Source organism: Tolypothrix sp. VBCCA 56010, from assembly GCF_050875635.1.
Classification (GTDB): Bacteria; Cyanobacteriota; Cyanobacteriia; order Cyanobacteriales; family Nostocaceae; genus Hassallia.
This window is the reverse complement of record NZ_JBPAOH010000212.1, coordinates 1-10,033: the sequence shown is the minus strand read 5'-3', so window position 1 is coordinate 10,033 and position 10,033 is coordinate 1. Positions and strand designations below refer to the sequence as shown.

General features: G+C 42.5%; 10 protein-coding genes and 1 pseudogene. 5 read left to right on the top strand and 6 right to left on the bottom strand.

What is annotated here, in order from left to right; translation table 11 throughout:
- Positions 1–62: 62 nt before the first annotated feature.
- The 3 genes and pseudogenes from grpE to AABK37_RS37700 all read right to left on the bottom strand — a co-directional run bounded on the left by grpE (position 63) and on the right by AABK37_RS37700 (position 1,294).
- Positions 63–722 carry a nucleotide exchange factor GrpE gene (gene grpE, locus AABK37_RS37710; protein ID WP_432556565.1) on the bottom strand — a complete coding sequence of 220 codons (660 nt, stop codon included), beginning with the start codon at positions 720–722 and terminating at the stop codon, positions 63–65.
- Positions 723–820: 98 nt separating this feature from the next.
- Positions 821–907 (bottom strand): annotated as a pseudogene (locus AABK37_RS37705) (DNA starvation/stationary phase protection protein); the annotation flags it as partial.
- A 123-nt stretch (positions 908–1,030) separates the two neighbouring features.
- The gene (locus AABK37_RS37700; protein ID WP_432556564.1) at positions 1,031–1,294 is read right to left on the bottom strand and encodes a ParB N-terminal domain-containing protein; all 264 of its coding nucleotides are present in this window, start codon (positions 1,292–1,294) and stop codon (positions 1,031–1,033) included.
- Between the two features lie 113 nt (positions 1,295–1,407).
- On the opposite strand from AABK37_RS37700, the gene AABK37_RS37695 reads away from it, so the two are divergent.
- The gene (locus AABK37_RS37695) at positions 1,408–3,081 is read left to right on the top strand and encodes a SpoIID/LytB domain-containing protein (protein WP_432556563.1); all 1,674 of its coding nucleotides are present in this window, start codon (positions 1,408–1,410) and stop codon (positions 3,079–3,081) included.
- A gap of 269 nt (positions 3,082–3,350) precedes the next feature.
- Here the strand turns inward: AABK37_RS37695 and AABK37_RS37690 are convergent, their stop codons facing one another.
- Positions 3,351–3,653: a ferredoxin gene (locus AABK37_RS37690; RefSeq protein ID WP_432556562.1), complete on the bottom strand. Its 303-nt coding sequence runs from the start codon at positions 3,651–3,653 to the stop codon at positions 3,351–3,353.
- A gap of 399 nt (positions 3,654–4,052) precedes the next feature.
- On the opposite strand from AABK37_RS37690, the gene AABK37_RS37685 reads away from it, so the two are divergent.
- Both AABK37_RS37685 and map read left to right on the top strand, forming a co-directional pair.
- Entirely contained in the window at positions 4,053–5,057 is a 1,005-nt protein-coding gene (locus AABK37_RS37685) for a Gfo/Idh/MocA family protein (protein ID WP_432556561.1), read from the top strand.
- A 95-nt stretch (positions 5,058–5,152) separates the two neighbouring features.
- Entirely contained in the window at positions 5,153–5,926 is a 774-nt protein-coding gene (map, locus tag AABK37_RS37680; RefSeq protein ID WP_432556560.1) for a type I methionyl aminopeptidase, read from the top strand.
- A 562-nt stretch (positions 5,927–6,488) separates the two neighbouring features.
- Here the strand turns inward: map and AABK37_RS37675 are convergent.
- Positions 6,489–7,391 carry a LysR family transcriptional regulator gene (locus AABK37_RS37675; protein ID WP_432556559.1) on the bottom strand — a complete coding sequence of 301 codons (903 nt, stop codon included), beginning with the start codon at positions 7,389–7,391 and terminating at the stop codon, positions 6,489–6,491.
- Positions 7,392–7,560: 169 nt separating this feature from the next.
- On the opposite strand from AABK37_RS37675, the gene AABK37_RS37670 reads away from it, so the two are divergent.
- Together AABK37_RS37670 and modA are read left to right on the top strand one after the other, a co-directional pair.
- A complete protein-coding gene (locus AABK37_RS37670; RefSeq protein ID WP_432556558.1) occupies positions 7,561–8,325 on the top strand; it encodes a class I SAM-dependent methyltransferase in 765 nt (254 codons plus the stop codon).
- A gap of 441 nt (positions 8,326–8,766) precedes the next feature.
- The gene (gene modA, locus AABK37_RS37665; protein ID WP_432556557.1) at positions 8,767–9,687 is read left to right on the top strand and encodes a molybdate ABC transporter substrate-binding protein; all 921 of its coding nucleotides are present in this window, start codon (positions 8,767–8,769) and stop codon (positions 9,685–9,687) included.
- A 150-nt stretch (positions 9,688–9,837) separates the two neighbouring features.
- Here the strand turns inward: modA and AABK37_RS37660 are convergent.
- The coding region (locus AABK37_RS37660) for a hypothetical protein (RefSeq protein ID WP_432556556.1) at positions 9,838–10,033 on the bottom strand (196 nt) is incomplete at its 5' end.

Genomic DNA, 10,033 nt, shown 5'->3' with positions numbered 1-10,033 from the left:
CTGCCCCCCCTGCTCCCCCTGCCCCTCCTCCCCCTTGTCCCCCACTCCCCCCTCCCCCTCTCTCAAACTGGGCTGACTTTAGCTCGATAAAGCAGCTTATCACCTTGACGGTAGCCTGTATAACGTATCTTGACTTTTTCTCCTGGTTGTGCTGTCCCTTCCATCAATTGATGTATCTGCGGATCGTAGGATAATTCAGCTCCCACGGGTGCGATCGCTTCCACTTTCCATTGTTGTAATAATTTTTCTAAAGGTTTTTGTACTAAAGGCAATATTTTTACCGCTGCTAGCTGCGGATTCTCTTGCGCTTTCTGTGCTGCGGTGGGAAATTGCAATAATAAAGACTCTAGCAATTGCAAACTCGTCTGCTGAAACTCTTGCTGCAATACTTCGCGCTGTTGTTCTAATTGCAGAAGCGATCGCTGATACTCTGTTTTTAAATTCGTTATTTGTTGTAACAATTCTTGATTTGATGCATTCTCTTTCACCAACTCCACCTGAGAAAAAATTGCTATTAATTCACCCAACGGCATCTGTAACACTTGCGACAGTTTGAGCAACACATCTACTCGCATCTGCTGAACTTCTCCCCGTCGCAACCGCAAAATTTGCCGCTCTGAAACACCAGCAGCTTGACTCAAAGCTTTAAAACTAGAAACACCCACACGTTGCATTAAGTTTTGCAACGTATGGGTGAAGTTTAACGAAAATGCCTCATTCATAAGAATTGGAAATTGGGAATTGGGAATTGGGCAATGGGCAATGGGCAATGGGCATTGGGCTTTTCCTCTCTTCAATTTCCCATGCCCCATTACCATTCTTATTCTTCCAGCAAACTTCTCAACATCCAAGCAGTCTTTTCATGTACCTGCATCCACTGAGTCAATAAATCCGCTGTAGGTTCATCGGGCACCTTTGCACGGCACTGGCTTCCCCATGCCCCATGCCCAATGCCCCATGCCCAATGCCCCATGCCCAATGCCCACTAACACTCAACAACCAACAACTATCAACCAACAATTAACTTTTCTTACGCCAAATGCATCTTCAAAACGCTCTTGGGTGCTTTGCGGACTCTGGCTAAGATTGTTTCTTTGCCTAAGCGCTGGCAAGCTTCGTAACGATGGCAACCTGAAAAGCCATAATACTGTCCATCTACTTCTAGGACATCTATCGGTTCTTGCTGCCCGATCGCATCAATTGATTCCATCAAGGCTTGCACTTTTTGCGGATCGTTGGCACGGGGTAAAGGACGTTTTATCTGATTTAGTGGAATTTCTTGTACCCTAACCATAAGGGATATCCTTGTCTAGTTCTTTTTTTGTGTTTCTACATAAATCATAATCGTTATGACTTCGTTTTGCAAGTTTTTCATGCAAAACAAGCAATGATATCATTAGGTAGCTCATGCGACAAAACCACTACGCTGTAAAGCAAATCGATCATCCACCCCAAAGTCAGGCTGGGGGCACAATCAAGTCAGTAACGATGAAAATCACGTTATGGCGTTTTTCTTACGCAGTACTGACGACATTTTGCTTATTGGGGCTGACTGGTGCATCAAGTCCTGGGAGCAAAGCAAAAGATGTAGAACTAAGAATTGGGATTGTGCAGCGATTTGGAGATAAACCCACAGAGCAGCTGCAACTAGAGCCGACAAAAGGCGATCGCTTAAAGCTGAAATTTACCACAAACAAAACAGAGCAAACTCTAGTTACCACTAACCCGGTAAAACTGGAAACAGTTATGCAACCTTTACCTCAACCGATAGTTGAGGAGAAAGTAGTTTTAGGCACTTTTCGTACCTTTGAAACTGCGGAAGACAACGCCAAAAGCTGGCGTAAAAAGGGAATACAAGTAGAAATAGCACAGCCAGAACGCTGGCAAGTTTGGGCGAAACGTGATGTATACAAAACTCCGTTATTGCGGCGCTTGTTATTGCAAAGTGTGCAAAAAAATACAAAGACAACAAGTGTATACATCGACACCCAAATTCTTAAACAAGTGCCGCGAGTGAGTTGGGTAGTAAATGGCAACCGCTATAGTCCAAATAATTTAGAAATTAGCAGCGATAAAAACTTGATTCGGGTGAATGAAGGTAAAAAACCAGAAAATGCTCGTCTTTATGCAGGACACCTAGAGTTACAGTCAAACGCCTATGGTACTTACACTTTAGTGAATGAAGTGCCTTTAGAAACTTATTTGCGCGGGGTTGTGCCTTATGAAATTGGCAATTCGGCACCTGTAGCCTCGCTAGAAGCACAAGCGATTTTGGCGCGGACTTACGTTTTGCGGAATGTACGCAGATTTGAAGTAGATGGGTATCAATTATGTGCGGACACTCACTGCCAAGTTTATTATGGGCTGAATGACGTTTCTCCCGCCACAGATAAAGCGATCGCTTCCACAAGGGGGATGGTACTAACTTATCAAAATCAGCTAGTGGATGCATTATATTCTTCCACTACAGGCGGTGTAACAGCTTCGTTTAGCGATGTTTGGAATGGTGACGATCGCCCATATTTACGACCGGTGCTGGATGCGGCAGTTAATTTTTGGAGCTTATCGGATGAGAGTTTAGCATCAGAAGAGAACTTTCAGCGGTTTATCAATCGCAAAGAAGGATTTAACGAAAGCGATCGCCAACTGTTTCGCTGGCGTTTTGAAAGCAGCCTCCAAGACATTACCAAAGACTTGCAGAAATTTCTCACAGTGAAAAAGAGTCCCTTTGCCAAGTTTAAAACCATTAAAGAGATGACAGTAGTAGAGCGCAGTAAAAGCGGACGCATACTCAAACTAAACGTCAAAACTGATATTGGCACTTTTAGTTTATACAAAGATGAAGTTCGCAGCGCCTTTGCCGCACCCAGAAGTACGCTTTTTTATCTGCAAAGAGTGAGTAAAGGCGAATCTAAACTGTGGGGATATGCTTTTATTGGCGGTGGTTTAGGACATGGAGTTGGTTTGAGTCAAACTGGCGCTCAAAGTTTAGCTAAACTCGGTTGGGCAAGTGCAAAAATTCTCCAATTCTACTATCCCGACACGCAAATTCAAATTCTGAGCAACAACATTAAGCCTTAGTAGGAATTCGCGCCCCAGAGCGCTATGAGCGCTGACTACGCAAAAAGAGCAGACACAATAGAGCAATTATTTTTCCTCATTTGTGCTGCTTCTTTTATTTACCTGTCTTTATAACGCGTGCGATCGATGAATGTTTTTATCTAGAACTTACGCACTCATGTCGTCGTCAAAGCTTGAATTTACGTAGGGGCAATTCATGAATTGCCCCTACAAGACTTTAGTGGGTGCGTAAGTCCTATTATCGGGGACTTGCAGCAAGCGCCAAACTCTTAGTAAAGGTCTTCTTCTTTGTGGGTTTGGATTGTGCAGTCTCCGGTTGGGTAAGCCACACAAGTCAAAATATATCCAGCTTCCATTTGGTCGTCGTCTAAGAAAGACTGGTCAGACTGGTCTGGAGCTGAACCCGATGTCAGTTGACCTGCACAGGTAGAACAAGCACCAGCGCGACAAGAGTAAGGTAGGTCAAGACCTTGTTCTTCAGCAGCGTCTAGAATATAGGTATCATCATCAACGTCGATGGTTTGGTTAAGACCTTCAGCTTCGCTGACCAGGGTCACTTTATAAGTTGGCATTTTTTAATCCTCTCTTTTGCAGACCGTATAAGTTATCCTAAAGCAAACTATCGGCTGATCTAATAAGTTCAGCCGTTTATTCAAATTTGCTTCAATTCTGATACTACGAGAAAAACTAAACGATGTAACTGGAATTTGAACGCGATTAGTAATGAAATTTAGTTAGTTAATCCTGATGAGTTTTACTTATATATTTATCCTGAGATGGATGCTACCAGAAAGGACTATAATCTGGAAAAATCCGGAATTTATGAACAAATCACTTTGGTTTACGCAAATTGCCATTAGTGGATGAGCCTTGCCCAGAGGTTTACAAGTTTACTAAAGCGTTATAAACGGCTGAAGCAATTAACTCAGTCCTATAGAGAAAGATAAACAGAATTGGTGAGGATATGTACGATGACGGCTTTTGTGGAAAAAGCAAGTGTGGGCGTGGGTTTGATTGGTACTGGGTATGTGGCAAAATTAAGGGCTGAAGCATTTCTTCATGATGAGCGATCGCATTTACTTGCGATTGTCGGTAATACCCCAGAAAAAACAGCATCTCTAGCTTCAAACTACCAAGCAGAAGCGATGAGTTCTTGGCAACAGCTAGTAGAGCGCGATGATATAGATTTGGTGGTAATTTGTAATGTAAATCGAGATCATGGAGCGATCGCACGAAAAGCACTGCAAGCTGGCAAACACCTAATTGTCGAATATCCCCTGTCTTTAAACGTCGTAGAAGCAGAAGAACTCGTTGCCTTAGCCAAAGCACAAAATAAACTTCTCCATGTCGAACATATCGAACTTTTGGGCGGTTTGCATTTAGCTTTAAAGCAATACTTACCACAACTTGGGGGATTATTTTATGTGCGCTACAGCACCATCAAGCCGGAACACCCCGCACCGCGTAAATGGACTTTTAATCATGATTTATTCGGTTTTCCCTTAATGGGTGCGTTGTCTAGATTACATCGACTAACCGATTTGTTTGGTGAAGTGACTACCGTTAACTGCCATCAACGATTTTGGGAGACAGAAACAGAATATTACCAAAGCTGTTTTTGCATTAGTCAACTGTCGTTCAACAGCGGACTTTTAGCGCAGGTAGTTTATGGTAAAGGTGAAACTTTATGGCAAGCAGAACGCAAGTTTGAAGTTCATGGCGAAAACGGCGGGTTGATTTTTGAGGGCGATAAAGGAGTTTTAATAGAAAATGGGAAAACAACGCCGATAGAAATTGGTACGAAGCGGGGTTTATTTGCCAAAGATACAAAAATGGTCTTAAATCGTCTTTTTAATGGCACTCCTTTGTACGTTACTCCAGAGGCAAGCTTGTATACTTTAAAGGTTGCTGATGCCGCAAGGCAAGCAGCCGAGACTGGTTTAACTATGTATATGGGTCGTGTCGATAACGCATAAAAATCTCTCTTCCCCAATCCCCAGTCCAAGCGTCCCCACTCCCCACTCCCCACTCCCCACTCCCCACTCCCCACTCCCCAGTTAGATTAAATTATATGAAAAGCGAAACCATCGTTCTTTTATCTCACAGAGAAATAGACAAAATGCGTCAAGCTGGACGTTTGGCAGCCGAATTATTACACCATCTTGAACCAATGGTCAAGCCGGGAGTTAGCACTTTGCAACTCAATGATGAAGCGGAACGTTGGACGCAGGCACATAAAGCAAAAAGCGCACCTTTGGGTTACAGAGGTTTTCCCAAGTCAATTTGCACCAGTGTAAATGAGGTAGTTTGTCACGGCATACCTAACGCCAAACAAATCCTCAAAGAAGGTGACATCATTAATATTGATGTCACACCACTAGTTGAAGGCTACCACGGCGATACATCGAAAACATTCTTCGTTGGTAAGCCTTCGCCAAAAGCGAAAAAGCTGGTTGAGGTGACACAAGAATGCCTGAGACTAGGTATTGCTGAGGTGAAGCCAGGGGCACGCATTGGCGATATTGGTGCGGCAATTCAAGAATATGCGGAAGCGCAAGGCTTTTCTGTAGTGCGAGACTTTGCCGGACATGGTGTGAGTAATGTTTTCCACACTGCACCGGAAATTCTTCATTATGGCACGCGGGGCAAAGGCAAGCGTCTTAGAGCGGGGATGGTTTTTACTATCGAGCCAATGATTAACGAAGGCACTTGGGAAGTTGAAATTCTTAGCGATAAATGGACAGCTGTCACACGCGATCGCAAACTTTCCGCTCAATTTGAGCATACCCTAGCTGTGACTGAAGACGGCGTAGAAATCCTCACCCTACGCGAAAGCGAAACCTAATCTTTCTAACCGTAGTGAGGACTGAAGTCCTCCTTTGGACACAAAAGGACTGAAGTCCTTACTACAAAAAACTCTCAATCGCATCACAAGCAGTTTTAAATCCATCTTCTGTTTGCAGAATCTGCTTGATTTCTAAAGCTTTAGTTTTGTATTCAGGATTGCTTAATAATACTTATAATTTATTCAAGAAAAGATTTACTTTATACTACTTTCTAGAAATCCCCCCTACTTATACCTAGCAGGACAATTAAGAACGGCATTGTCTGGTTAATCGTGGCTATAAAGCATTACCAGCATCGGTACAGCAGCAAAAATACTGTATTATTAATACTTAATCTTTTTTAAGCGAAACCGAAGGTGAATTATGCTTCCTTCAGGCATTACATGGCTCATTCCAGTAGCTTTAACTTTAGTCGGTTTAGCGTCGAATGTAAAAAGTGCGATCGGCGCTTCGCCGCAGCGCTTCGCTATCGCCCAGACTAACGATAAGATTTATGAATTTAGCATTTCCCACACAGTATTTACCGACATTGATACAACTGCAAGACCAGACTTGAACATCTCAAAAGTGACCGATAGAGAAGAGGGATACTGCAAGTCTAGCTATCTGCAAAAACTTTTGCACGATCGCAGATGTATCGTTTTGTCGCCAAATTATGGCGATCGCTGTTTTCGGAGTCGCTTCTTGGACAATTTTATATACTACCCCAGTTCGTTGCAGATTTTGCAGAGATTCTGGGACAATCGCAATACCCAAACCACCTGCAACTAAGCTGACAATCGTTTGCATTTGAATCGCTTCTTGAGTGACGTTGGGACTAAAACCCGCTTGCTGACACAGACTGATAATTAAATCGTAGAGTCCAGGTGCTAAGATACGCGGAAATAAAATGAAAGGTTCATTTTTAAGCGATCGCAAACAAACATTACTATGATTTGCTAGCAGATGCGTATCAGGTAATGCTACCACCAACGACTCTTGAAAAATTATTTCCCAGTTCAATGTGTCATCTTCTACAGGTGGACGCACAAACCCCACATCAATTCGACTTTCCCGCAACCATCGTAACTGTTCATTTGTCGTTAATTCGTGCAACTCTAGCCTCACTTCCGGAACGCTGCTACGAAAAGCCCGCAATATTTTTGGTAAAATATTATACGGTGCAGAGCTAACAAAGCCAACAACCAGTTGTCCCATTTCCCCCCGACTGGTTTGCCTTCCAACTTGAATTGCCTGTTCTAATTGCTTGAATATTTGCTGCACTTCATCTAGAAAAACTTGTCCTGCTTCAGTTAACTGCACTTTTCGTTTAGTGCGGTGAAACAGTTCAAAGCCTAATTCTGTCTCAAGCTGGCGAATTTGTTGACTTAAAGGTGGTTGGGCAATATGCAACCTTTCTGCTGCGCGTCCAAAGTGCAATTCTTCCGCCAAAGTCATAAAGTACCGTAGATGCCGTAGTTCCATTGCACACCATAACTCATATCTTTTAAATATTAATTAAAGCTTAAAAATATATTGGACATAATTAAAAATCTTTTCTATCGTAATGATTAAGCTGTCATCAACCTAGTGTGCAAGGTAGAGGGCAAGCAATGCACACTCTGTAATTTCACTATTTATGGAGTATCTTTTGATGATAAAAAATAATTGGAATGCTGCCCTTTACGAAGATAAACACGCTTTTGTGTGGCAGTATGGCGAAGACTTGCTGCAACTATTAAACCCCAAGCAACAAGAACGCATTTTAGATTTAGGTTGTGGTACTGGGCAATTAACAGAAAAAATTGCTACATCTGGCGCTGTTGTTATGGGAATTGATAACGCGCCGGCGATGATTTCCAAGGCAAAACAAAACTATCCCCATATTAGATTTAACGTAGCTGATGCAAGAAACTTTCAAGTAGAACAGCCTTTGGATGCAGTTTTTTCTAACGCAGCGCTGCATTGGATTAAAGAACCAGATGCGGTAATTCGTAGTGTTCATCAAGCGCTGAAACCGGGGGGACGTTTTGTAGCAGAGTTTGGTGGTAAGGGAAATGTGCAAGCAATTACCACAGCTTTAGAAACTGCTTTACAAGAGATAGGAATTTCCCAACCCCAAGCACTGAATCCTTGGTATTATCCGAGTATTGGTGAGTATGCGACTCGCTTAGAAAAGCATGGATTTGATGTCAATTACGCTGTTTTATTTGCGCGTCCTACACCACTAGCAGACGCAGATGCAGGAATGGCGAATTGGATACAAATGTTTGCATCTGCCTACTTTACAGAACTTTCCCATCAACAACAAATGCAAGTAATTCGCAAAGTTGAAGAAAGCTTAAAACCAACACTTTATCAAGATAAAACTTGGATAGCAGATTACCGCCGAATTCGCATTCTTGCTGTGAAAATGTAAGAAATTTGGAAAAATTTTCTTATTTTTTCGTAATTAGAAAACTAAATGATCGAGCTTGGAAGCATAATTATGTGTTTCATATTATGCCCTAATTTTCCGTATATCTATTTAAAGATATAAATATGATTTTAAGATAACTTTATACAAAACTATAGCTCAATAACTAGCATATTAACTTGATTTAGTCGAATTTAGAGCAAAAACACCTCAGTAAAACTACAGTTGTAATTGTATAGTTTCTGTGAAGAAACGGTAAACTGCTTTATTTTTATTTACCAACAAAGTAGATTAAATTAGATATAAATCAGGATGCTTACCAACTACAATTTCTTTTTCCCATATTTTTGGGCTGGAGTAAAAAAGCAAATTGTCAAAATTGGGTGCAAGATTTGGAATTTGAAACAGTAACACTTCATACATTCACTCTACAGGAATCATTTCATGAAGAAAAGGCAGAAATTAGCGCTGGCAACCGCTAGCCTTGCTTTGGGTTGCGGTGCAATCCAAGCTAAACCAGCACAAGCTGCCGTAGTTGGTGGTCGGATTGACACCTTTGCTGCTGCCAGCTTAACCGATGCCCTACCGGCTGTTCAGGCACTTTACCAGCGAAGAAACCCAGGCGTCACCTTTACCTTTACCAATACCTTTGGGGCTTCTGGTACTCTCGTTAATCAAATCCTAATGGAAAGACCTACACCTATAGATATCTTCTTCCCAGTATCCCAAGCACCCTTAAATACTCTAGAGTCTAACAACAAACTAATAGCGGGAACCAGGCAAGACCTACTAAGAAACACCTTAGCTATAATCGCGCCGATAAATTCAACCAGACCGATATCAAGTGTTCAAGACTTGACAGGTTCACAAGTGCGTAAAATAGCTATTGGCGATCCTGCGGTTGTTCCAGCCGGACAGTTCGCCACGCAATTATTTAACAATTCAGGGATATCGGATCAAATCCAAGACAAACTTGTCTTAGGTAGCAATGTGCGGGAAGTACTATCATTAGTTGCAAGCCCGACCAATGATGGGATAGATGCGGGCGTTGTTTACACCACAGACGCTCTCACACAACCTAATACAGTCAAAATTGTAAACACTCCGTCTACCGACCTTTACAATCCGATTGTTTATCAATCTGCTGTACTCCAAGAATCTGCAAACCCAAACGGAGCGATAGATTTCAACAACTTTTTGGCTAGCCCTGAAGCATCAAGGGTGTTTGCTAGATATGGATTCACTCCGGTCAATCCGGTCCCCGAACCGCTTACTATTGGTGGCTCAATAGCAGCAGGTGCATTTGGCATTGCGATGAAGCGAAAGGTAGCAGCAAAAGCCAAAGCTAAAGCAGGAGTGAATTAAAGCTTTTTGCCAGTACTTGCAATCAAAATTGAACTCACAACTGAACTGCACATAGCAATTAACCCAGGTGAAGCCTGGGTTTTTTTTGATAACGCTCTTTTTGGCGATACGCACGCCAAAAAATCTTAATAACGCACAGTCGGTGTATCGTCACGCAATTCCAACTAACTTTGCGCTTAAATCCCACAGCTTTTTAGCTTTGTTATTATCGCTAGCTTCGTTAGAAACTTCTTGCACAAAAGATTTACAGAAAGCCGGCGGGAAAGCCCACTCCACGCGCGGGGTGGGATGAACCGTCGCCCGCCGACTTGGGGCCCTATCGCATTGGGCATTGGCATTCTTTCCC

Coding starts and splice junctions, on each gene's coding strand:
- grpE (WP_432556565.1), bottom strand. CDS start 722: ATGAATGAGGCATTTTCGTTAAACTTCACCCATACGTTGCAAAACTTA.
- AABK37_RS37700 (WP_432556564.1), bottom strand. CDS start 1,294: ATGGTTAGGGTACAAGAAATTCCACTAAATCAGATAAAACGTCCTTTA.
- AABK37_RS37695 (WP_432556563.1), top strand. CDS start 1,408: ATGCGACAAAACCACTACGCTGTAAAGCAAATCGATCATCCACCCCAA.
- AABK37_RS37690 (WP_432556562.1), bottom strand. CDS start 3,653: ATGCCAACTTATAAAGTGACCCTGGTCAGCGAAGCTGAAGGTCTTAAC.
- AABK37_RS37685 (WP_432556561.1), top strand. CDS start 4,053: ATGACGGCTTTTGTGGAAAAAGCAAGTGTGGGCGTGGGTTTGATTGGT.
- map (WP_432556560.1), top strand. CDS start 5,153: ATGAAAAGCGAAACCATCGTTCTTTTATCTCACAGAGAAATAGACAAA.
- AABK37_RS37675 (WP_432556559.1), bottom strand. CDS start 7,391: ATGGAACTACGGCATCTACGGTACTTTATGACTTTGGCGGAAGAATTG.
- AABK37_RS37670 (WP_432556558.1), top strand. CDS start 7,561: ATGATAAAAAATAATTGGAATGCTGCCCTTTACGAAGATAAACACGCT.
- modA (WP_432556557.1), top strand. CDS start 8,767: ATGAAGAAAAGGCAGAAATTAGCGCTGGCAACCGCTAGCCTTGCTTTG.